The 22,783-nt window shown below is 66.1% G+C and carries 19 protein-coding genes; 10 read left to right on the forward strand and 9 right to left on the reverse strand.

From position 1 onward, the window contains the following. Window positions 1-15 precede the first annotated feature (15 nt). From BM275_RS17585 to BM275_RS17595, 3 genes are all read right to left on the reverse strand, one after another. Entirely contained in the window at window positions 16-1,419 is a 1,404-nt protein-coding gene (locus BM275_RS17585; protein WP_090522591.1) for an aminoacyl-tRNA deacylase and HDOD domain-containing protein, read from the reverse strand. A 75-nt stretch (window positions 1,420-1,494) separates the two neighbouring features. Beyond that, on the reverse strand, window positions 1,495-3,567 hold the full coding sequence (recG, locus tag BM275_RS17590) for an ATP-dependent DNA helicase RecG (protein ID WP_090522593.1): 2,073 nt from the start codon (window positions 3,565-3,567) through the stop codon (window positions 1,495-1,497). Window positions 3,568-3,571: 4 nt separating this feature from the next. Beyond that, window positions 3,572-4,492: a hydrogen peroxide-inducible genes activator gene (locus BM275_RS17595; RefSeq protein ID WP_090522595.1), complete on the reverse strand. Its 921-nt coding sequence runs from the start codon at window positions 4,490-4,492 to the stop codon at window positions 3,572-3,574. A gap of 136 nt (window positions 4,493-4,628) precedes the next feature. Between BM275_RS17595 and BM275_RS17600 the strand changes: the two genes are divergently transcribed. The 4 genes from BM275_RS17600 to BM275_RS17615 all read left to right on the forward strand — a co-directional run bounded on the left by BM275_RS17600 (window position 4,629) and on the right by BM275_RS17615 (window position 8,452). After that, window positions 4,629-5,489, forward strand: coding sequence for an SDR family oxidoreductase (locus BM275_RS17600; protein ID WP_090522598.1), 861 nt, complete (start codon window positions 4,629-4,631; stop codon window positions 5,487-5,489). A 148-nt stretch (window positions 5,490-5,637) separates the two neighbouring features. Further along, the gene (locus BM275_RS17605; protein WP_090522600.1) at window positions 5,638-6,810 is read left to right on the forward strand and encodes a zinc-dependent alcohol dehydrogenase; all 1,173 of its coding nucleotides are present in this window, start codon (window positions 5,638-5,640) and stop codon (window positions 6,808-6,810) included. 61 nt (window positions 6,811-6,871) lie between these two features. Then, window positions 6,872-7,390, forward strand: coding sequence for a transcriptional regulator (locus BM275_RS17610; RefSeq protein ID WP_090522601.1), 519 nt, complete (start codon window positions 6,872-6,874; stop codon window positions 7,388-7,390). A 129-nt stretch (window positions 7,391-7,519) separates the two neighbouring features. Then, on the forward strand, window positions 7,520-8,452 hold the full coding sequence (locus BM275_RS17615) for an AEC family transporter (protein WP_090522602.1): 933 nt from the start codon (window positions 7,520-7,522) through the stop codon (window positions 8,450-8,452). Between the two features lie 113 nt (window positions 8,453-8,565). Here BM275_RS17615 and BM275_RS17620 read toward each other — a convergent pair whose 3' ends face one another. Continuing rightward, window positions 8,566-9,513 (reverse strand): methyltransferase, encoded by a 948-nt coding sequence (locus tag BM275_RS17620; RefSeq protein WP_090522604.1) that lies wholly within the window; start codon window positions 9,511-9,513, stop codon window positions 8,566-8,568. Window positions 9,514-9,536: 23 nt separating this feature from the next. Beyond that, window positions 9,537-10,958 carry an iron-containing redox enzyme family protein gene (locus BM275_RS17625; RefSeq protein WP_090522606.1) on the reverse strand — a complete coding sequence of 474 codons (1,422 nt, stop codon included), beginning with the start codon at window positions 10,956-10,958 and terminating at the stop codon, window positions 9,537-9,539. Between the two features lie 190 nt (window positions 10,959-11,148). On the opposite strand from BM275_RS17625, the gene BM275_RS17630 reads away from it, so the two are divergent. Beyond that, a complete protein-coding gene (locus BM275_RS17630) occupies window positions 11,149-11,361 on the forward strand; it encodes a hypothetical protein (protein WP_014822075.1) in 213 nt (70 codons plus the stop codon). Window positions 11,362-11,432: 71 nt separating this feature from the next. Here BM275_RS17630 and BM275_RS17635 read toward each other — a convergent pair whose 3' ends face one another. Beyond that, window positions 11,433-12,614, reverse strand: a complete 1,182-nt coding sequence (locus tag BM275_RS17635) for a lactonase family protein (protein WP_090522608.1) — start codon at window positions 12,612-12,614, stop codon at window positions 11,433-11,435. A gap of 129 nt (window positions 12,615-12,743) precedes the next feature. Between BM275_RS17635 and BM275_RS17640 the strand changes: the two genes are divergently transcribed. Together BM275_RS17640 and BM275_RS17645 are read left to right on the forward strand one after the other, a co-directional pair. Next, on the forward strand, window positions 12,744-13,901 hold the full coding sequence (locus BM275_RS17640; RefSeq protein ID WP_014822073.1) for an acyl-CoA dehydrogenase family protein: 1,158 nt from the start codon (window positions 12,744-12,746) through the stop codon (window positions 13,899-13,901). Next, the gene (locus tag BM275_RS17645; protein WP_090522610.1) at window positions 13,898-16,684 is read left to right on the forward strand and encodes a response regulator; all 2,787 of its coding nucleotides are present in this window, start codon (window positions 13,898-13,900) and stop codon (window positions 16,682-16,684) included. Before BM275_RS17640 ends, BM275_RS17645 begins: the two co-directional genes overlap by 4 nt. Here the strand turns inward: BM275_RS17645 and BM275_RS17650 are convergent. The 3 genes from BM275_RS17650 to BM275_RS17660 are packed head-to-tail and all read right to left on the reverse strand — an operon-like array spanning window position 16,647 to window position 20,199. After that, on the reverse strand, window positions 16,647-16,868 hold the full coding sequence (locus BM275_RS17650; protein WP_046618113.1) for a hypothetical protein: 222 nt from the start codon (window positions 16,866-16,868) through the stop codon (window positions 16,647-16,649). The genes BM275_RS17645 and BM275_RS17650 overlap by 38 nt on opposite strands. Next, on the reverse strand, window positions 16,865-17,992 hold the full coding sequence (locus BM275_RS17655) for a PepSY-associated TM helix domain-containing protein (protein ID WP_090522612.1): 1,128 nt from the start codon (window positions 17,990-17,992) through the stop codon (window positions 16,865-16,867). The genes BM275_RS17650 and BM275_RS17655 overlap by 4 nt, the downstream gene beginning before the upstream one ends. Continuing rightward, a complete protein-coding gene (locus tag BM275_RS17660) occupies window positions 17,992-20,199 on the reverse strand; it encodes a TonB-dependent receptor (RefSeq protein ID WP_090522614.1) in 2,208 nt (735 codons plus the stop codon). The genes BM275_RS17655 and BM275_RS17660 overlap by 1 nt, the downstream gene beginning before the upstream one ends. Window positions 20,200-20,478: 279 nt before the next feature. Here BM275_RS17660 and BM275_RS17665 point away from each other — a divergent pair, with 279 nt between their 5' ends. The 3 genes from BM275_RS17665 (at window position 20,479) to BM275_RS17675 (ending at window position 22,626) form a co-directional block, all read left to right on the forward strand. Then, on the forward strand, window positions 20,479-20,937 hold the full coding sequence (locus tag BM275_RS17665; protein WP_041015415.1) for a YybH family protein: 459 nt from the start codon (window positions 20,479-20,481) through the stop codon (window positions 20,935-20,937). Window positions 20,938-21,025: 88 nt separating this feature from the next. After that, window positions 21,026-21,382 carry a YciI family protein gene (locus BM275_RS17670; protein WP_023444787.1) on the forward strand — a complete coding sequence of 119 codons (357 nt, stop codon included), beginning with the start codon at window positions 21,026-21,028 and terminating at the stop codon, window positions 21,380-21,382. A gap of 2 nt (window positions 21,383-21,384) precedes the next feature. Then, window positions 21,385-22,626, forward strand: a complete 1,242-nt coding sequence (locus BM275_RS17675) for an RNA polymerase sigma factor (RefSeq protein WP_090522617.1) — start codon at window positions 21,385-21,387, stop codon at window positions 22,624-22,626. Window positions 22,627-22,783 lie beyond the last annotated feature (157 nt).

Here is a 22,783-nt window from a genome sequence, read left to right on the forward strand (position 1 = left end):
CGGCGGCGCGGGCTTTCAGTGTGGCGAGTTGAACTGTATCGCCAGGGCGCGCAAGGCGGCTTCAGCGGCGAGTACCTTGGCAATCGCGTCGTTGGCCTTCTCGCGGGTGATACCCAGGCGATCGAACAGCTGCTGCGGCACCTCGGTATCCGGCCCGCTGCCGATGCCACGGTTGCGCAGCATGCGTACCGCCAGGCAGACCAGGTTCGGATAGGCCGCATCTTCGCCGTCATAGCCGGGGTCGTTCTGGAAACGCAAGGCGGCCGCCAGTTCCTCGGGCATGCCCCACAGACGCATCAGCCAGGCACCGATCTGCTCGCGGGTGATACCCAGCAGATGCTGCTCGACGTGACTGTGCGACAGGTGCGGGTTGGCTTCCAGGTGCCGGCAGATCAGCGAAAAATGCGGTGGAAAGACGTGCGCCAGTACCAGATAGCCGAAGTTGTGCAGCAGTCCGGCAAGGTAGCTCAGGCCGGGTTCCGGGCGCTGTTCGCGGGGAATCGCACGGGTCAGCCCCTCGATGACCGCGGCTGTATAGATCGCCTGTTGCCAGTAGGGCGTGGCGTCCTGCGGCTTGTCGTCCGGCAGGCTGATGGTCTTGCCCAGCGCTAGACCAAGGGCCAGGTTGATCACCAGGTCGAAGCCGAGCACGCGGACGATGGCGTCTTCCACCGAGCGGATGCGCCCGGGAGCGGCGTAGTAGGGCGAGGCCGCCCAGCTGATAACCTGCGCCGCCAATGCCGGGTCGGTTTCCACCACGCCGGTGATGTCGTCGACCGTGGCGTCGGGGTTGACCCGCAGCTTGATGATTTTCTGCGCCGTATGCGGCAGCGGCGGAATCTCGATGGTTTCTTCCAGACGCTTCTGGATGCGTCGCGCGGTGAAACTCTGCACCGCCTGACTGATCTCGGCGCGGTCGTCGTCCGGGCGGTCCAGGTTCGGCCGGATGCTGCTCAGCGGTACGGCGAAACTACCGGCCGTGGCCTTGCTCAGCAGACGCTTGAAGTCGCCACTGCTGACCTCCACCAGCAGGCCAGGCTGGCCGGATTCAACCAGTAGCCGTGGCTGCTGCATCAGGCACTCTTCGTACAGGCAGGGCGAGCTGGTCAGTGGCGGCAGGCCGGGCAGGCGGCTCAACTCGTGCTTGGCGAGCATGCGCGCCAGCCGCTCCGGCTTGACCGCGGCCAGCTCGCGGCCGGTGAGTTCGGCCAGGCGTGCAAGGTCGAGCAGATGATCCTGAGGGAAGAGCACCAGCATCGCGCCGATGCTGTCGTCCAGCAGCACCGCCTGCACCCGCTGCGCAGCGGGAATGTTGGGGCGATCGCGCTGGATCTGGTAACTCACACCGAGGTCTTTCAACAGCTTGGTGATCAGGAGGGGCAGTTCGGAGCAGCTTTCGGTGTCGACAGCAGAATTCATGAGCGGACCCGTTGTAGTGACCTGCCGGAGTATAGCGAAGCCGTCAGCCACGGATGATGTGGCGACGGATGGTTGTCATACCTGGCCGTATTCCTGGCCATGACGCAGCCAACGCTCGAGCAGCGGGCTGACGTGCTGCGGCCAGCACGCCAGCAATTCCTGGGCGGCATCGCGCACCGCCGGGAGCAGCTCGGCATCGCGCATCAGATCGGCGACCTTGAACTGCAAGAGGCCGGTCTGTCGGGTGCCGAGCATCTCGCCGGGGCCGCGCAGTTCCAGGTCTTTCTCGGCGATCAGGAAGCCGTCACAGGTCTCGCGCATGATCGCCAGCCGTTCGCGGCCGAGCTGCGACAGCGGCGGATGGTACAGCAGCACGCAATGACTTGCCGCACTGCCACGGCCGACCCGCCCGCGCAGCTGGTGCAGCTGGGCCAGGCCCAGGCGCTCCGGGTTTTCGATGATCATCAGGCTGGCGTTGGGCACGTCGACGCCCACTTCGATGACGGTGGTGGCGACCAGCAGTTGCAGCTCGCCACGCTTGAACTGCTCCATCACCGCGGCTTTCTCGGCCGGTTTCATGCGCCCGTGGATCAGCCCGACGCGCAGCCCGACCAGCGCCGCCGAGAGGTCTTCGAAGGTGGTTTCCGCAGCTTGGCAGGTCAGCTCCTCGGATTCCTCGATCAGGGTGCACACCCAGTACGCCTGGCGCCCCTCGTTGCAGGCGATGCGCACCCGCTCGATCACCTCCAGGCGCCGGCTATCGGCGATTACCAGGGTGTTCACCGGCGTACGCCCTGGCGGCAGTTCGTCGAGGATCGAGGTATCGAGATCGGCGTAGGCACTCATCGCCAGGGTGCGAGGGATTGGCGTGGCGGTCATGATCAGCTGGTGCGGGCAGAGTCGACCGTCGATGCCTTTCTGGCGCAGGGCCAGGCGCTGCTGCACGCCGAAGCGGTGCTGCTCGTCGATGATCACCAGCGCCAGGCGCCTGAAGACCACCTCGTCCTGAAACAGCGCGTGAGTGCCGACCACCATCGGGCAGCCGCCGGCGATCTGCTCCAGCGCGGCGGCGCGGGCCTTGCCCTTGAGCTTGCCGGCCAGCCAGGCGACCTCGATGCCGAGCGGTTCGAGCCACTTGCTGAAGTTGAGAAAGTGCTGCTCGGCGAGGATCTCGGTCGGCGCCATCAGCGCCACCTGGTAGCCGGCTTCCAGCGCCTGCAGGGCGGCGAGGGCGGCGACCACCGTCTTGCCGGCGCCAACATCACCCTGCACCAGACGCAGCATGGGCTCGTCCTGGGCCAGGTCATAGGCGATCTCGGCACCGACACGCTGCTGCGCGCCGGTGGGCGCGAAACCGAGGTTGGCGAGAAAGCGCTGCGGCAGCTTCTGCGCCGGCGGCAGCGCCGGCGCCTGCTGCGCGCGAACACGCTCGCGCAGGCGCTGCAGTGACAGCTGATGGGTCAGCAGTTCCTCGAAGGCCAGGCGGTGCTGGGCCCAGTGCCGGCCTTCGGCGAGTTCTTCCAGATTGGCGTCGGCTGGTGGCCGGTGCAGATAGCGCAACGCCTGATCCAGCGGGCCGAGCCGATAATCACGGGCCAGTTCGGCGGGCAGCCAGTCCGGCAGGCTGTGCGGGCCGAGCCGCGCCAGCGCCTGCTCGCTGAGGTTGCGCAGGCGCTGCTGGGTCAGGCCTTCGGTGGTCGGGTAAATCGGCGTCAGGGTCTGTTCCACCGGTGCCGGCTCGCTGGTCAGTGCGCGGTATTCCGGGTGGTAGATCTCCAGCCCCGAGGCACCGGGACGCGCCTCGCCGTAGCAGCGCAGCTGGGTGCCGCGCTTCATGGCTTCCTTCTGCGCCTGGCTGAAATGGTAGAAGCGCAGGCTCAGGGTGCCGCTGCCGTCCTGCAGGCGCACCAGCAGGCTGCGGCGGCGACCCATGACGATATCGGCACCGGACACCACGCCTTCGATCACCGCGTCCTGCCCCGGGCGCAACGCGCCAATGGGCACCACGCGGGTGCGGTCCTGGTAGCGCAGCGGCAGGTGGAAGAGCACGTCCTGCAGGGTTTCCAGGCCGACCCTGGCGAGCTTTTCGGCCAGCGCGGCGCCGACGCCCTTGAGTGCGGTGACCGGAACGGTCGCCAGTTCGCTCATGGCCTCAGGCTTTCGCCGACGGCGGCTTGCCTACCGAACACAGGCGGATCGAGTCGGCGAGGATCTCGATGGCCTTGGGCCGCGGAAAGCTGGCGCGCCAGGCGATCGCCACGGTGCGGAACGGCACCGGCGGCGTCAGCGGGCGGGTCTCCAGCACACCGGCGGAGTAGTGGTGGCTCTCCACCGCCGACAGCGGCAGGATCGACACGCCGAGGCCCGAGGCGACCATGTGGCGGATGGTTTCCAGCGAGCTGGATTCCACCGTGGTGTGGCTCGGCGCCTCGCCCTTGCGGGTGGTCGGACAGGCTTCGAGCACCTGATCGCGGAAGCAGTGGCCTTCACCGAGCAGCAGCAGGCTCTTGTCGTTGAGCATCTCGGCGTCGATGGTTTCCTTTGCCGTCCACGGATGGTCGGCCGGCATCAGTACGTAGAACGGCTCGTCGTAGAGCGGCTTGGTCAGCACGTCGGCTTCCTGGAACGGCAGCGCGACGATGATCGCGTCCAGTTCGCCGGTGCGCAGCTTGTCGCGCAGGATGTGGGTGAAGTTCTCTTCGATGTACAGCGGCATGTCCGGCGCCACACGATGCAGCTGCGGAATCAGGTGCGGGAACATGTAAGGGCCGACGGTGTAGATGGCGCCGACCTTCAGCGGTGCGGCCAGCTGATTCTTGCCGACCTGGGCCAGCTCGCGAATGCTCTGTGCCTGCTCCAGCACCTTCTGCGCCTGGGTGACGATGCCTTCGCCGACGGGCGTGAGGCGCACCGCGCTCTTGGTGCGCTCGAAGATCAGCACACCGAGCTCGTCCTCGAGCTTCTTCACGCCGACCGAGAGGGTCGGCTGGCTCACGTGGCAACGCTCGGCGGCACGGCCGAAGTGCTGTTCCTGGGCGAGGGTCACGATGTAGCGCAATTCGGTCAGAGTCATAGTCAGCATCCATCAATGTGCCGGCAAGCATAGCCTTTTGCGCAGCGCAGAACCAACCGGTCGGCCAGGCTTCGAAAGTCGGTACACTCCAGTTTCGTGCGGCCCGCGCGGCGGGTTACAACTGAGGGAGCAGAACATGGGCAAGCGCCTAAGCGTATTGATCGCAGGCTGTGGCGACCTTGGCAGTCGTCTCGGTCTGCAACTGAGTCGGGACGGCTGGACGGTGTATGGCCTGCGGCGCAACGCCGCCCAGCTGGCAGTGCCGATCCTGCCGGTCAACGGCGACCTTTCCGAGCCGACCTGTCCGCGCTGCTGGCCCAACGGCTCGCTGGACTATCTGGTCTATGCGGCATCCGCCACCGAACATGACGAAGCCGGCTATCGCCAGGCCTATGTCGAAGGCCTGCGCAATGTGCTCGGTTGGTTACAGCAGCGCGGCCAGCGCCCTCGGCGGCTGCTGTTCGTTTCCAGCACCGGTGTGTATGCCCAGCGCGACGGCGAGTGGATCGACGAGGACTCGGCCACCGAGCCCGGCGGCTTCACCGGTCGGGTGATGCTCGAGGCCGAACAGCTGGCGCTCGACAGCGCCCTGCCGGTAACGCGGGTGCGTCTGGGTGGGCTGTACGACCCGAAGCGCCCCTGGCTGCAGAATCAGGTGCGCGCCGGTTTGCGTGTCGAGCGCGATCCGCCGCAGTACAGCAACCGCATCCATCGCGACGACGCCGCCGGGCTGCTGGCGTTTCTGCTGCAGAGCGACGCCAGTGGTGCTGCCCTGGAAGATTGCTATCTGGGCGTCGACGATGACCCGGCACCGTTGCACGAGGTGGTCGACTGGCTGCGCGAACGCCTGGGCGTCACCCACTGGGCCGAGCAGAGCATGACCCGCCGCGCCGGCAGCAAGCGCTGCAGCAATGCCCGCGCCCGTGCGCTGGGCTGGAAACCCAGGTACCCCAGCTATCGCGACGGTTACGCTTCGCTGGATCGCAATCGGCATTAGTGCAGCCCGTCGGTAATCGGGCAACTCTGGTGCGGCGCTGCTTACTAAAACCCTGACAGCACGCCGCACCGTGACAGAGGAGCAACAGCGAGGCAGCAAAGGAGAATCACCGAGACGGCGTTTCCGAAACCCGACCAGGAGATTGTCCATGAGAGCCCTCCGCTGGCACGGCAAGCACGATATCCGCTGCGACAACCACGTCCCCGATCCCTCCATCGAAGACCCTCGCGACGCCATCATCAAGGTGTCGTCCTGCGCCATCTGCGGCTCCGACCTGCACCTGTACGACGGCTTCATGCCCGGCATGCAGCACGGCGACATCATGGGCCACGAGTTCATGGGCGAGGTGATGGAGGTCGGCTCGGCGAACAAGAAGCTCAAGGTTGGCGACCGCGTGGTGGTGCCCTTCACCATTGTCTGCGGCGAGTGCGACCAGTGCCGGCGCGGCAATTTCTCGGTGTGCGAGCGAACCAACCGCAACAAGGAGGTGGCTGACAAAGTCTTCGGCCACACCACCGCCGGCCTCTATGGCTACACCCACCTCACCGGCGGTTATGCCGGTGGTCAGGCTGAATACGTCCGCGTGCCCTACGCCGATGTCGGTCCCGTAGTGATCCCCAATGGTCTGACTGACGAGCAGGTATTGTTCCTCGGCGACATTCTCCCCACCGGCTGGCAGGCCGCGGCGCAATGCGACATCCAGCCCACCGACACCGTGGCAGTCTGGGGGGCCGGGCCGGTCGGCCAGTTCGCCGTCCGCAGCGCGGTGATGATGGGCGCCGAGCAGGTCATCTGTATCGACAACGTGCCCGAGCGCCTGTCCATGGCCCGCGCCGGCGGTGCCATCACCATCAACTTTGACGAAGAGAGCGTGCTCGAACGCCTCAAGGAGCTGACCCGCGGCAAAGGCCCGGAGAAGTGCATCGACTCGGTGGGCATGGAGGCGCACGCCGCACGTTCGATCGATTCGATGTACGACCGCGCGAAGCAGGCGCTGATGCTCGAGAGCGACCGTCCGCATGTGCTACGCGAGATGATCTACGTCTGCCGCCCGGCCGGCATCATTTCGATTCCAGGCGTCTACGGCGGGATGATCGACAAGATCCCGTTCGGCGCGGCGATGAACAAGGGCCTGACATTCCGCATGGGCCAGACCCACGTAAACCGCTGGACCGACGACCTGTTGCGGCGCATCCAGGAAGGCGAGATCGATCCGAGCTTCGTCATTACCCACAGCGTCAGCCTCGAGCAGGGTCCGGAGATGTACAAGACCTTCCGCGACAAGCATGACGGCTGTATCAAGGTGGTCCTCAAGCCATGAACCGGTCGCCGATCCCTAACGTAGGGATCGGCCGAGCCACGTTATCGAGCGAGGAGTCTTCATGAGCATTCCACGTCAAGTCACCCGGCCCAACCATTCCGCGCGCACGCTGGCGCGGGGGCTGGGCTGGTTCAGTATCGGTCTGGGCGTCGTCCAGTTGGTGGCGCCGCGGCAGGTCGCACGCTTTATCGGCATGCCCGGCAGCGACGGGCTGGTCCGCGCCTGCGGGCTGCGCGAGATCGCCACCGGTGTCGGCATCCTGCTGGCGGATGATCCGAAACCCTGGATCTACGGTCGTATCGGCGGCGATGCACTGGACCTGGCCGGTCTCGGCTGGAGCATCGAGCACGGCCACGAGCCGGCGAATGCGGCTATTGCCGCCGGCGCGGTGGCCGGCATTACTGCGCTGGACCTGAGCTGCGCCAAGGGTCTGGATGCCGAGCAGGTGCCGGTGGTCGAATGGGACTACAGCGACCGCAGCGGTTTCCCCGGCGGCACTGCGCAAATGCGTGGCAGCGTCGAGGCCGAGTTCGCCGCCGCGCGGGCCGAGCCCAACGGCTATTCGCCGTCGCTTCATTGAGCTGAAACCCAGGGTCGGCTGGGTAGTGCCTGGTCGACTCTGAGCGCGACGATCCGCCGCATTTGCTATGGTGGCCGGCCGTTTCGGTCGTGGCCCTGCGCCGCGCCGCCAGCTTGCAGATGAGAGTCCATGTCTTCGGTCGTCAATGTCGTCCTGCCCGTCTTTGCGCTGATCCTGCTCGGTTACCTGTGCCGCCGTAGCGGGCGGATGGGGCCAACCGGCGCTTCCGAACTCAATCGGTTCGTGGTCTGGCTGGGCCTGCCGGCGCTGCTTTTCAGCGTGGTTGCCACCTCGACCTGGGATCAGCTCTGGCAACCCGGCTTTATCGCCGCCTTCGCCATCGGCTGCCTCGGCGTGTTCGCCTTCACTCTTGCGTATCGCATGTTGCAGAAGCAGCCGCTGGTCGACGCCAGCCTGGATGCGCTAGGTGCCTCCTACGCCAACACCGGCTATGTCGGGATTCCGCTGTGCATGCTGGTGCTCGGCGACGAGGCGCTACAGCCGGCGATGGTCGCCTCGATCGTGGTGGTCTGCGTGCTGTTTGCCATCGCCCTGGCCTGCGTCGAGACCGGCCTGCATGCCGGGCAGGGCGTGTTGCGGACGCTGGGAAAGGTAAGCAGTGCACTGGCGCGCAATCCACTGGTGATCGCGCCGCTGCTCGGCGCGCTGTGGGCGGCGAGCGGCCTGCAACTGCCGGTGCCGCTGGCGACGCTGCTCAAGCTGCTGGGCGCGGCGGCGGCGCCCTGTGCACTGGTCTCGCTGGGACTGTTCCTCGCCCAGCCGCAGCCGGCGGCAAGGGTGCAGGGCGTCTGGCCGCTGGTGGGGCTGAAGCTGGTGGTGCAGCCGCTGATCACCTGGTATCTGGCGTTTCAGGTATTCGAGCTGCCGACGCTGTGGGCCTATTCGGCGCTGCTGCTCAGCGCGTTACCCACCGGGACCGGGCCGTACATGCTCGCGGAATTTTATGGACGCGAAGGCTCGCGGGTGTCGCGGGTGGTGCTGCTGTCGACGCTGGGTTCGCTGATCACTCTGTCACTGATCTTGGTGCTATTGCCGGTCTGATAAGCGCGCTCACTTGCGCGTGGATAAGCCTGCGGCGTTATCCACCCTACGCCTGGCCGGTCGTAGGGGGGAAAACCGCGAAGCGTTTTCCTCGGGCGAACCTCCCCCTACTGTCAGCCCATCGCCCGCGTCACTTCCAGCACCACGGCAGCAATGCGATCGCACTGGGTATAGGCCCCGCCAAGCAGCTCCTCGCCGAATACGTCCGGGTCGATCTCACGGTAGCCCCACTGCAGGTCGGTACGCTCCAGGCGTTGGCGCACCTCGGCCAGGAAGGGGTCCTGGTTGTCGATCATGGCGACCCCGGTATACAGCAGTAGCGTGCCGCCCGGCGCCAGGCGGCCGAGCGCGGCATCCAGAATCGCCAGCGACAGCCCGGCACCGAGCGGTCCGCCGCCGTGACGATAGGCGCGCTGGTCGGCATCGACCAGATAGGGCGGATTGGCCAAGACCAGATCGAACTCGCCCTGCGCGTTGCTAAGCAGGTCACTGCGTTCGGCGCGCAGGTTGTTCGCCCCAGCCAGCGCTGCGTTGATACGCGTCAAGCGCAGCGCTTCCGGATTGATATCCACCGCCAGCACTTCGGCTTGCGGTCGCGCCAGGGCAGTGAGAATGGCGCCGGCGCCCGAGCCACAGCCGATGTCCACCACGCGGCGGATCTCGCCGGCATGCTGATTCAGATGGCAGCAGATGGCGCTGGCGAAACGGTAGGTGTCCGGGCCGAAGAACACCGCGTCGGTGGCTTCGGTGGGAAAGGCCGAATGCAGGAACAGCTGCCCGTCGAGGCTGGACAGGCGCACCTTGGAGCGCCAGCGCGAGCCGTAGGGTTCCAGCACGTCAGACTGATCCATCAGGCTGAACAGCGGTGGTGGCAGCAGTTCGTGCTGGAACGGGCGGCTCCAGCCGAAAACCCCGGGCAGGTCATCGGCGAGCGCATTTTCCGGGCGCTGATTGACTCGTTCATGGGTCAGCGGTGTGGGCGTGATGAAGTGATAGCCGCGATCCCGCAGGGCCTGGCCCAGGTGCAGCAGCGCGCGGTCCTGCGCATTGTCCATGGTCATCGTCGCGTTCCTTGATGGTGCCTTCAGTTGAACAGTCCGTTGAACAGCCGCGTGGCCAGCAGGCCGGCGGCGGTGTGGTGGCGTTGCGGAGCGAGCAGCGGCAGCAGCAGGCGCATGCGCGCGGCGCGATCGGGCAGGCGCGCCACCTGCTGCTCGAGCAGCTGCAGTTCCTCGTCGAAATCGTTGCCGCTGACGGATTCCGCCGGTTGCGGTGCGCTCGGCTCCTGTGGCGCGCGGCGCGCGTTGAACAGCGCCTGCCGCTGCAGCAGCGCGCCGCGCGGGCTGCGCTTGCTGTCGGCCTGCCAGTCGCCAGCGATCCAGTCATGGATCATCTGCTGTTCATAGGCGCTGAAGACGCCGAACATCGGCGCCTGTTCGCCGGCGATCAGCTGCCAGAAGCGGCTTTCCTGCGGGTCATGGCCGCGCTTGATCCAGCCGCGCTTGTCCAGCACGGAGAGAAACTGTTCGACGTCTTCGGCAAGCCACTGATTGACCGTGCGGCCTTCGAAACGGCAGTAGTCGGAGTGTACGAACTGGCCGACCGCCGCCTTCTTCCCGAGGATGCGCTGCACCTCCCGAGACAGATCGAAGTCGCCGATCACCGAGACGGTGCTGGCGCCGAGGTCGTTGAGCCGGTAGCCGTTGCGCACCCGTCGATAGAACTCCGCGCTGTCGCCGACCTGCGGCAAGGCATCCAGCACGCCCTGCACGGCTTTCTTGGCGTGGCCGTTGTCGGCGTTGTCGACGGTGACATGCAGGGTGAAGTAGTAGGGATCGATGCCCAGCTCGGTCAGCTCGTAGGAGGTGATCAGCAGGTGCAGCGGTAACTGTTCGTAGCCCAGGTTGAAGCCGATCACTTCCGGCAGGAACTGCTCGGCATGCTCGGCCAGTGCCAGCTGGATGGCGCCCTGGACGAAGTGCTCGTCGTCCAGCTCCTGCCAGTCATCGCAGCCCTGGCTGGCCAGCAGCTTGCGGTAGAGCACCACATGGTTCTTCTCCGGCAGGCCTTCGCCGAGCTCTTCCAGATAGGTCTGGATCAGCGCGGTGAAGCGCGCATCGTCCCAGCGCTGCAGCAGGCCATAGAGCCAGGCGCCATCGACCAGCTTGGTCGGTGCCACCCCGCGGAGGAAATGCAGAGCATGGGCCTTGCTGGCGAAATAGCGGCGCGGACCGCCGGCACGGCGCTGGTCCAGGTAAGCCTGATACTGGCGTCCGACCACTTCGGTGCGCCGCATGACCCAGGCTTCCAGGCTGGCCGGGTCCTCCGGCAGGTCGGACGGCAGCGCAGCGGCGGCCTCGAGCTGCGCACGCAGGTACTCCGCAGCGCTGTCGCGTGATTGCGCGTCGACCTCGCGGGCAAGGGCGAAGTAGAGCGCCCGTGAGGGCTGATCCTGCGTGGGTTGGAGGGCAGGAATGATCGGCAGGCTGCGAGAAGTCAGTTGCATGATTCTGTTCTATGGCAGTTCTAGTCCAGTTTTGGCTGCCGGGCCTGTGGTTTAGTTCAGCTGCACCGCTGAGCGGCCATCGGTCCAGAAAAGCGCCTTTACGTTGCAACTTCCGCCGCCACGTTTCCTCCCAATCGACAGAGCCACCCGGACGGGCCGGGCATGGCCACAGATACGCGAGGAGCAGCTGATGAGTCAGAACGACCAGGGTCGCGAGAGCATCGAGTCCATCGACCAGAGCGGCGATGCCCACGAGCAGAATCCGGAAACCACGTCCACCCAGGGCGAGGTCGCCGGTGGTGACGAAGCCGACGTACCCGGCGGCGCCTATAATGTGCCGCCGGGCCTGGCCGAGGAGGTGAGCGAAGAGGACGCCTCGCGCGAGTCGCAACGCAAGCCTTGATTGTGAGCGCCGATGTCAGGCTCAGCCGGCACGCGGTCCGGCTGGCCTGCTGCTAATACCGCCGCTCGGCGTCAGGGTTTGGCAAGGAACTTGATATCCGACGGGCGCTCGACCGGCAGGGTCTGCAGCGTCTCGAGCTTTCCGCTGTCTGGGTCGCGCCCGATCACCACCACGTCATCGCTCAGCTGATTGGCGATCAGCAGGAAACGGCCGTCTGGGGCGATGGCGAACTCTCGTGGTTCGCGGCCTTCAGTGGGGCGGCGCTGGATTTCCCGTAGGGCGCCGTCGCTGTCGATGGCGAAGACGATGATGTGGTTGTAGTCGCCGCGGTCGCTGACATAGAGGAAACGGCCATCGGCCGAGGTGTGGATCGCCCCCGGTGAATGACGCACCTCGCTAGCGGCATCCTTCAGGTCCAGCAGTTGCCGGCGGATCAGGGTGCCGTCCGTGTAGTCGAAGCTCGCCACTTGGGCGCTCAGCTCGAGGGCGAGATAGGCGTGCTTGCCATTGGGGTGGAAGACCAGATGGCGCGGGCCGCTGCCCGCTGGCAGCTCGATGCTGGCGGGTTCGTCGGGTTGCAGGGGACGTTCGGCATTGCGCGGGTCGTAGCGGTAGACGAATACATGATCGGCGCCCAGGTCGCTGACCAGCAGGCGCTTGTCGTCCGGGCTCGGTACGGCGGAGTGCACATGCGCCGCCTGCTGCCTCTCGGGGTGCACGCCGCTCGACTGATGCGCAAGAAGCTGCGTGACCGGCAGCGGCTGGCCATCCTCGGCCAGCGGCATCACCGCCAGGCTGCCGCCCGGGTTCGGTCGCGCCCCGTAATTGCTGATGAACAGGTAGCGCCCGTCATGGCTGAGGCTGGCATGGGTCGGTTCGTCGCCCAGGCTGATGTTCTGCCCGATCAGCTGGTGCTCGCCGCTGCTGTCGAGTTGCCAGGCGCTGACACGACCGACTGGGTCGGCGTGGGTCGGGCTGTTCTCGTTGGTGGCATAGAGGCGCCCGCGCTGCTCGTCCAGCACCAGCCAGGAGGGATTGTGGCTGGCGAGCGTCTGCAGCGGTTGCGGGTCGATCCGACCTTTCGCCGGATCGAAGCGCAGGCGCAGAACGCCCGGGCTGTCGCTGTCGTGCGTGTAGCTGCCGATCAGGATGTGCATGTCGTCGGTCTCGGCTCGCGCGCCGGCAGACAGCGTCGCGCCGACCAGCACAGCGAGAGCGAGGCGAAGCAGTACGGGGCGTTTGCGCCTGGTCATTGATGTCATGCCACTATGACCACCGTGGACGCCCAACGCTCCCGAAGACGTTGTTCGAACAATACCCGACTGTCAGGGTCTGATATGCACCTGGGCGGACGCCAGCCACCCGCGAATTCAGGAAGATTCATGGACCACTTGCTACCCGTTCAGCTCGTCGAATTGCAAAACGTCGCCGCCGATCTGGCTGAAACCGTCATTGCGCCGCTGGCGGCCGAGGTCGATGCCGACTGCCGCTGGCCCGCCCATTCGCTGCGAGCACTTGGCGACGCCGGGCTGCTCGGGCTGCAGGTGCCGAGCGAACTGGGCGGCCTGGGGCAGGGGCTGCTGGGCTTGTGCGTGATTACCGAAACCATCGCCCGCGCCTGCCCGTCGTCGGCGCTGTGCTACGGCATGCATTGCGTGGCGACCGCGGTGATTGCGGCCAAGGCCACCGAGCATCAGCGCGAACACTACCTGCGGGAGATCGCCGCGGGACAGCACATCACCACGCTGGCGCTCTCCGAGCGGGGCACCGGCGCGCATTTCTACCTGCCGGAAACCCGTCTGGATGCCGACGGCGAAGATTTCCTGGTCGACGGTACCAAGCAGTTCGTTACTAACGGCGACCATGCTGACTCCTACGTCGTGTCCACCGTCGCGGCGGGCGCCGAGGCGGGGGATTTCAGCTGCCTGATCGTCGACCAGGGCAGTGCCGGCATGCACTGGCTCGAGCCCTGGGCCGGCTTTGGCATGCGTGGCAATTCCTCGCGGCCGTTGCAGCTCGATCGCGTCCGGGTGCCGGCGCGCAACCTGCTCGGCGAGCCGGGCGATCAGGTCTGGTACGTCTTCGAGGTGGTCGCGCCGTTCTTCCTCATGGCCATGGCCGGCACCTATCTGGGCGTTGCCCAGGCGGCGCTGGACGAGGCGAGCCTGCATCTGCGCTCGCGGCATTACAGCCATTCCGGCGAGTCGCTGCGGGATGTGGAAAGCCTGCAGATCCGCTATGGCGAACTCTGGACCGAGCTGGTCAAGACCCGCGCGCTGGTGCGCGAAGCCGCACGCCGGGGCGATGGCGCCCACCCCGAGGCGTTGTCATTCATCCTGGCGTGCAAGGCTGATGCGGCGGAGACCGCAGTGCGCTTGGCCAACGAGGCGATGACTCTTTGCGGCGGCGCGGCCTATCGCGAGAACAGTCGTGTCGCCCGTCTGCTGCGTGACGCGCGGGCCGCGCACGTGATGACCCCCACCACCGGCCTGCTCAAGCTCTGGACCGGTCGCAGCCTGCTGGGGCTGCCGCTGCTATGAGCGACCTGCTGCTCGATCAGATCGCGCTGCTGGAGGCAGGCGATGCCGCGTTGCGCGAGCAGATCGACAGCTGGGCGACAGCCCACGGTCTGCAGGTGCGCAGCCTTGATCCAGGCGCGTTGCTGCCCGACGAGAACGAGCCGGCGCTGGTGCTGCTGGCGCCCGGCTTGCAACGCCCGGTGGCGCAGGCCCGACAGCTGCGCAGTCGCTGGAAGGCCACCCAGTTGCTGTTCCTCAGCGATGAGGCGGGCGTCGACTCGCTGCACCGCGAGCTGGGCCCGGCGCCGTTGCTCGGACCTCACTGGTCGATCGTCACCCTCGGCGCCAGCGCGCTGGCGCAGCTTGATCAGGCCTTGGCCAGCGTGCGGCGGCGGGCGCGCCTGCGCACCACGTTGGCGCAGGCCAACGCGATGGTCGATGGCGGCCAGTTGAGCAAGCGTTCGTCACTCACCGCAGAGCTCTATCTGCATCATTTCATCGACGCGGCGCGCGACGCCATCGTCGGTCTCGACCGCGCCGGGGCGGTGCTCTACTGGAGCGCCGGTGCCGCCGAGATGTTCGGCCTGGGCCGTGGCGAGGTGCTACGCCGTGCGGCGAGCGGGCTGCCGTTCTGGAGCGACGAGCTGGGCCAGGCCCTGGCGCAGGTCCAGGATTGCGACACGACGCTGACCCTGCAGCATGAAGACGTGGCTAACGGGCGAACGCTGGAGATCGTCGTCGCCGCCGTGTGTTCTGCGGATGGCGCGGTGGTGGGTGCGGCGCTGACCTTGCGCGATGTCTCGGCGCTGGTCGCGGAGCGTCGCGCCAACGAGTTGCATGGTCGTCAGCTCAGCGAGGAGCGCGCCCACCTGCAACGGCTGTTCGACCAGGCGCCGGGCTTCATCGCCATCACCGAAGGGCCGCAGCACGAGCTGAAGATCGCCAATCGCGCCTTCCACCAGCTGGTCGGCGCCCGCGAGCTGCTCGGGCGTCCGGCGCTCAAGGCGTTTCCGCAACTGGAAAGCCGCGCGCTCTCTGACTTGCTACAGCAGGTCTATGTCACCGGGCGGCCCTATATCGGCCGCGACATCGCCGTGCGCGTGCGCCCGCAGGCCGGCGGCAAGGCCGAGCGTCACTATGTGAATTTCATTTTCCAGCCGGTGTTCAGCGAGGACGAGCAGGTCAGCGGCATCTTCTGCCAGGGCCATGATGTCACCGCCCAGGTGCTGGCGCAGCAGGCGCTGCAGCGCTCCAGCGAGCAGCTGCAGGAGCTGGTCGAGGAGCGCACCCGCGAGCTGGAACTCAGCCGACAGGCGCTGTATCAGTCGCAGAAGCTCGAGGCCATCGGCAAGCTCACCGGCGGCGTGGCACACGACTTCAACAACGTGCTGCAGGTGATCGCCGGCAATCTGCAATTGCTGCAGCCGCTGGTGGAGGCCAACCGTGGCGCGGCGAAGCGGGTCGATGCGGCCAGCTCCGCCGTCGAGCGCGGTGCCAAGCTGGCGCGGCAACTGCTGGCCTTCGCTCGTCGGCAGCCGCTGCGCCCGCAGCCGACCAACCTTGGTCGGCTGTTGCGTGACCTCGACGAGCTGCTGCGCCAGGCGCTGGGCGAGCGCATCGAGATCGAGACCGTGGTGGCCGGCGGGCTGTGGACCACCATGGTCGACCCCCATCAGCTCGAACAGGTGGTGCTGAACCTGGCGATCAATGCCCGCGATGCCATGCCTGATGGCGGCAAGCTCACCCTGGAGCTGGGCAACGCCATGCTCGACGAGCACTACACCGGTACCCAGATCGACGTCGCGCCAGGGCAATACGTGTTGCTGGCGGTGTCGGACACAGGCGTTGGCATGCCCGCCAACATTATCGAACAGGCCTTCGAACCGTTCTTCACCACCAAGCCAGAAGGCCACGGCACCGGGCTGGGGCTGAGCATGGCCTACGGCTTCGCCAAGCAGAGCGGTGGGCATATCCGCCTGTACAGCGAACCGGGCGCCGGCACGAGCGTAAAGCTCTACCTGCCGCGCACCGAGCAACCCGAGGTACAGGCGCAGCCATCCACCGTCGGGCCGGTTGTGGGCGGCAGCGAAACCATCCTGGTGGTCGAGGACGATCTGCCGGTGCAGGCCACGGTGATCGAGCTGCTCACCGGCCTCGGCTATTCGGTGCTGCGCGCCAACGATGCGCAGAGCGCCCTGAGCATCCTGCAGAGCGGCCTTTCCATCGACCTGCTGTTCACCGATGTGGTCATGCCGGGGCCGCTCAGCAGCACCGAACTGGCGCGCCAGGCTCGCGTGTTGCTGCCGGATATCGCCGTGCTGTTCACCTCCGGCTACACGCGCAATGCCATCGTGCATGGCGGGCGCCTCGATCCGGGCGTGGAGTTGCTGAGCAAGCCCTATCGGCAGGAAGACCTGGCGCGCAAGGTGCGCCAGTTGCTGGGCACGCAGCACAGCGACGACAAACCCGTCGAGCAGCAGTGGGTGATGGTGGTGGAGGACCAGCCGCAACTGCTGGTGCTGGCCTGCGAGATGGTCGAGGAGCTGGGCTACCGCGCGTGCGGCTATCCGAATGCTGAAGCGGCCGCGCAGGGGCTGCACGAACAGCGCTTCGATCACCTGTTGCTGGACGTCAATCTGCCGGGCCGATCAGGCCCCGACTTCGCCGCCGAGGCCTTGCGAACCCAGCCATGGTTGCGGCTGGTATTCGTCTCCGGTGAAGGGCGTATCGAAAGCAACCTGCCGGCGCGCTCGCTGCCCAAGCCGTTCAGCTTCGACCAGCTCGCCGAGATCCTGCAGGGGTAAGGGCCTCGCCGCGTGCCTGGGGGCGGGCGCCGCTGCGTGACAAGCCATGCAGGCCGATGGCGACGGGCGTCGCCAGGGCCAGCCAGCTCAGCCAATCGCCCGCGCCTTCGGACACCAGCCCGGCGATCAACCCGAGCGTGCAGAGCACGCCGATCAGCACCGGCCACAACCAGATGCGCATCATGAGCGCACCTCAGTCGCGCCGCGCTTGATCCACAGGTACAGACCGCTGCCGAGCACGACGATGGTGAGGATATCCAGCAACGCCCAGAGGACCTTCAGCGGCAGGCCACCGTAATCGCCGAAATGCAGCGGCTCGGACAGTTGCAGCGCGGTGACGTACCAGGGTCGCGCGCCGGCTTCCAGTACCTCGCCATTGGCCGGATCGACCAGCAGCGCCTGGGTCAGGCGCGAGGTCAGCGGCGTGTCGCCGCGCAGGATCACCGCGACGTGCTCCGGCGTGGCGCGCAGTGTGCCGGGGTAGGCAATCATCGACACCGCCATGTCCGGCGCCGCAGCCAGCACGCGATCGACCGCAGTCTGCAAGGAGCCATCAGCGGCAGGCGCATCACTGGAATCGGTGGCCAGCAGTACCCGCGTTTCACCGGCTTGCAGTGCGGCGACCTGTTCGGCCTGCCAGGCCTGGAAGATCAGGTCCGCCCAGGTATTGATCACTCCGGTGAAGCCCACCGCCAGGGCCCACACCAGGGTGACGATGCCGAGCAGGTTGTGCAGGTCCAGCCAGCGGGTGCGCGGCGTGCGTTCCTGACGCACCTCGCCGAAGCGCAGCTTGCGCATGAAGGGCGCGTAAAGCACCACGCCGGAGACGATCGCCACCATAAGCAGCAGCCCCATGAAGCCGAGAAACAGCTTGCCGGCGAGCCCCGCGTAGAGGTCCACGTGCAGGCGGTACATCACGCTCATGAAGCCTTCGTCGAAGTTCGGCGCGCCGAGTACCTCGGCGGTGCGGGCATCGGAGAGGATCAGCGTCGATTCGCTTTCATCGGTGTCGACGCGGGTATCGAGCTTGACGTACCAGACGTCCGGCGCGTCTTCCTCGGCGAAGAAGTACAACGGCACGAGGCCCGGATAGGCCTTCACAGCTTCGGCCGCAACCCGGTCGACCGCAGCGCGCGGCGTGCCCTCGGGCATCGCCGGCGCCTCGATCTCGTTGCCGGTGAGGTGATCGATCTCGTGGGAGAAGATCAGCGGCAGGCCGGTCAGGCACAGCATCAGGATGAACAGCGTAGAGACGAGGCTGGACCACTTGTGGACCCAGCCCCACCGCCGCAGGGTGACTGCCTGCATCAGAAATCGACCGTAGCGCTGACCGAGAGCGTGCGCGGGGCGCCGAGGACGAGGTAGTTAGAGCCCGGATAGCCGCCAGCGGAGGCCCAGTAATCTCTGCCCGTGGCGTTGTCCAGACGGGCTCGCAGAGTCACATCGCGGTCGTCGATGGTCATGCGATAACGGGCGCCGAGATCAAAGCGGGTCCAGGATGGTAAGCGGAGGTCATTGCCGGCGCTGGCGTACTGCTTGCCGGTATGTATCACCAAGCTGGTAAGCGTCAGCCCCTGCACACCGGGCACGTCCCATTCGCCGCCGAGGTTAGCCTGCACCTTGGGAACGCCGATGGCATCGTTGCCATCGTTTGCGCCGTTCAGCGTCTTCCTCTGTTCGGCATCCAGCAGCGTTAGTCCCCCCAGCAAGCGCGTCCCGTAAACGGGTTCGCCGAAAACCGACAGCTCTATACCGCGATTGCGTTGCTCGCCGCCCTCGCGAAACACTTGATTCTCAACAATGCCGAAGGGGCGCTCGGTACTGAAAACCGCAATACTGCCGCCCAGATTGCCGCCATCATATTTAAGACCGATTTCTGTCTGTTTTGCGACATATGGCGCCAGCGAGGTTCCGGCATTGAGTACGGGCAGATTATTGGCCGTCGCCGTTGCGGTATCGCCCTTGGTCAGCCCCTCAATGTAGTTGGCATAAACCGATAGGTCGTTGTTCAGCTGGTAAACGATGCCGGCCACTGGAGTGGTTTCATAGGCGTCGTAACGATCGATGCGATCGCCTGTAACGGGCGCGTAGCTCCTGGTTTCGATGCCTTGCCGGCGGGCGCCCAGCGTGACCTGCAGGCGATCATCGAGAAAGCCCAGTGTGTCGGCTATCGCCAGACTCTGCGTGCTGACCTGTTCAGTGCGTTTTGGATCAGAAAGATCCCCTCCGGGGAAGGTCACCGTCGTTGGTAGCGGCGCAGCGAACGGGTCGTGGATATTGCCGATCACAGGACCGAAGAAGGTGAAGGCATTCTTCTCCTCGAAGTCGTGCATTGCGGCCGAGGTCACGATCTCATGTGAGACCGTTCCGGTTTGCACACGGAAACGCATGCCGATCTCACCTGTGTAAACGCGGTCTTTGCGGTGATTGTCGAACCGCGACGCCGTAGTTGAGCCGTCGGAGGTAGCCCTAGGGTTGGAGAGCCGATTCTGTTCTTCTCCGTCACGTATGCCAGCGGCCGCCCAGCCGGTGATCGAGTCGGCGAAATCATATTCGGCGCGGAAGGTGCCGAAGGTCTGCTTCTCTTTCGAATAGGTCCAGGGCTGTGCAAAGTTGTCGTCGGCATCCGGAGCGCTGGGAATTCCACCATTTGGCGTCACGCTCGGCCTAGGATTGTCGAGGAAGTGGTACTGATGGCCGATGTCTGCCGACAAGCGCAGACGGTCACCTTGGTAGTCCAAGCCCAAGGCGAACATGTCCAGCGTCTGGTCCTCGTCCTCAACGCCTGTTTCGCCGGCGCGCTTGGCGGCGTTGAGGCGAACGCCAAACTGGTTCTGCTCACCAAAGCGGCGACCCAGGTCAGCGGCAACCGTGCCCTGACCGCCGGAACTGGCGCCAAATGTCATGCGAGTCAGGGACTCGTTCGGTGCACGCTTGGGCAGCAGGTTGATAGCGCCGCCAAGACCCGTACCACCCGGTGCGGCGCCATTGAGAAAGGCGCTTGCACCACGGAATACCTCCGCGCGCTCGATGAACTCCGCGGCCACATACTGGCGCGGCAGCAGACCGTAGAGTCCGTTATAGGAAATATCATCGGAATACAGCGGGAAGCCGCGCACGACATACAGCTCCTGCATGTTGCCGAAGCCACGCGCCACGCGCACCGAAGGATCGTTCTGCACGATGTCCGACACGCTACGCGCCTGCTGGTCCTGAATCAGCTGCGAGGTATAGGACGTCGAGGTGAACGGGGTTTCCATGTAGTCGCGATTGCCCAGAATCCCTACTCGCCCACCACGCGCAACCTGTTCGCCGGCGTAGGGCTGGGTCAGGCCATCGGCCGAGGCGTCGGCGCTGGCGGTGATTTCCACCGATTGCAGTTCGACCGGCTCGGCGGCAGTGCCTTGAGATTGATCTTCGAGTTGCTCCTGAGCCATGAGCGGCGAGCCAGCGAAGCTGGCGGCAAGGCAAACGGGCAGCAGTGCGGTTTTACGCGGGAAGCGAAGAGTGGGCATGGCGGACCTGACCGGACGTTGAGCTGTGAGAGTGGCGGATGACGGCGCGATGGGCAGTTGAGAGCCTGTGCCATCTGAGAGCCACTATCATATTTCAATGCTAACAATTCGCAACCGTATTCCGCTCGATGGAGCCGCGGTGTGCTCGCGCGCCGCCGGCGCAGGGCGTCTGGCATGCGGGCCGCGCCTGCGTAGAAAAAACTGATTGGGTCTGTCGATTCTGGAAGTCGCCGGACGACTAGTTGGTGAACCCCGTTCACCCGATCAGAGGAGAAGGACATGAATAGCCAGAACAGCCAGGTCGAGAGCGCCATTCGCCAGCTGCACGAAACGTTCGAACAGGCCACCAAGGCCAAAGATCTCGACCGGATCATGGCGCAGTACGCCGACGACGTAGTCGCCTTCGATGCGGTCGGCGCACTGCAATTCAAGGGCGTTGAGGAATACCGGGCGCACTGGCAGCGCTGCTTCGAGTTCTGCCAGGGCGAAGGTTTCTTCGAGACCCATGAACTGCATGTGGACGTCGGCGGCGAGCTGGCCTGCAGCCGCATGCTTACCCATTGTGGCGGACCCAACGCCGAAGGCGAGATGCAAACGGCCTGGATGCGCGGCACGCGGGTCTGGGCGCGGCGCAACGGTGAGTGGAAGGTGATCCACGAGCACTTTTCGATGCCCTTCGACATGCAGACCGGCCAGGTATGCATGGATCAGGCACCGTCGCAGCAACAGACCGGTTGAGGCTGGCCCGCGGTCTTCGTCGCGCGATCGGGCGAGGTCGTTCAATGGCTGCTAGCTTTGCTGCGTTGCCGGCAGACGGAGCCCCGCCATGAACTACCTGTGCCTGATCTATTACGACGAACAGCGTGTGGATGCGATGACCGACGAACAGTGGCATGCGCTGGTCGCGCGTTGCGTGAGTTGCGGCGAAGAGTTGCGCGCCAGTGGCCACATGCTCGCCGGCGAACCGCTGCAGTCGGTGCGTACCGCGCGCACGGTGCGCGTGCGTGATGGCGTCACCTCGGTGGTCGACGGCCCGTTCGCCGAAACCCGCGAGCAGCTGGCGGGCTTCTACCTGATCGAGGCGGCGGACCAGCAGGAGGCCGAGGCCATCGCGGCGAAGATCCCGCCGGCCAGCCTTGGCTGCGTTGAGGTCCGGCCGTTGCGCCAGCTGCCGCAGCGCTGAGCATGCCGCTGACCGGACATTTCACGGCGGCGCGGGTCGAGGCGGTCTATCGCAGCGAGTCGCGGCGCGTGTTGGCCACGCTGATCCGCCTGCTGGGCGACTTTGATCGCGCCGAAGAGGCCTTGCATGACGCCTTTGCCGCGGCCCTGCAGCAGTGGCCGCGCGATGGGATTCCGGACAATCCGCGCGCCTGGCTGGTTTCCGCCGGCCGCTTCAAGGCCATCGATGCCCTGCGCCGCCGTGCGCGTTTCGATGCCTCGTTGCGGCTGGTGGCCGAACAGCTGGAAGACGCGGCGCAGGCAGTGGAGGTCGATGAGATGGAAGACGACCGTCTGCGGCTGATCTTCACCTGCTGCCACCCGGCCCTGCCGGCCGATGGCCGCGTGGCGCTGACCCTGCGTGAAGTCTGCGACCTGACCACCGAGGAGATCGCCCGCGCCTTTCTCGCTCCGCCGGCCACCATTGCCCAGCGCATCGTGCGCGCCAAGGCGAAGATCCGTGACGCCCGGTTGCCGTATCGGGTGCCCGAGCGCGACGAGCTGCCGGCGCGGCTGGAGAGCGTGCTGCGGGTGGTCTATCTGGTGTTCAACGAGGGCTACACCGCATCGGCCGGCGCCGAGCTGACCCGCGCCGACCTCTGTGCCGAGGCGATTCGCCTGGGCCGACTGCTCCTCGAGCTGCTGCCCAACGCCGAGGTGATGGGGCTGCTTGCGCTGATGCTGCTGCACGATGCCCGCCGGGCTGCGCGTACCGATGCTACCGGTGAGCTGGTGCGGCTGGATGAGCAGGACCGCAGCCTGTGGAGCCGCCAGCAGATCGCCGAAGGATCGCAGCTGGTGCAGCTGGCGTTGACCAGTCGCGCGTTCGGCCCCTATTCGTTGCAGGCCGCCATTGTCGCGGTGCATGCCGAGGCGCCGGGCGCCGCGCAGACCGACTGGCCGCAGATCGTCCGGCTCTACGATGTGCTGGTGCAGTTGAGCCCGTCGCCGGTGGTGGAGCTGAACCGCGCGGTGGCCGTGGCCATGCGCGATGGGCCCGAGGCCGGCCTGCTGTTGGTGGATGAACTCCTCGGGCGCGGCGATCTGCAGGACTATCACCTCAGCCACGCCACCCGCGCCGATCTGTTGCGCCGGCTGGCGCGTATCGACGAGGCTCGCGAGGCCTATCGCAGCGCGCTGCGCCTGGTGCAGTTGGAGCCCGAACGGCGTTTCCTGCAGCGGCAGCTGGATGAGTTGGGCGACTGACTGTATCCAGAACCCTTTTGTGGGAGCGGTCTTGACCGCGAAAGGCGCGCGGTACGCGGTGTAATCACATCTAGGCAAGCCTTTAGCCCAGCCGGCGCACGCGCTTCGTGGCCAAGGCCGCTTGCGCGAGTCGTGCGGAAAGCGAAGCTGAATGCGC

Origin of the sequence: Stutzerimonas kunmingensis (assembly GCF_900114065.1) — a bacterium.
Taxonomy (GTDB): domain Bacteria; phylum Pseudomonadota; class Gammaproteobacteria; order Pseudomonadales; family Pseudomonadaceae; genus Stutzerimonas; species Stutzerimonas kunmingensis.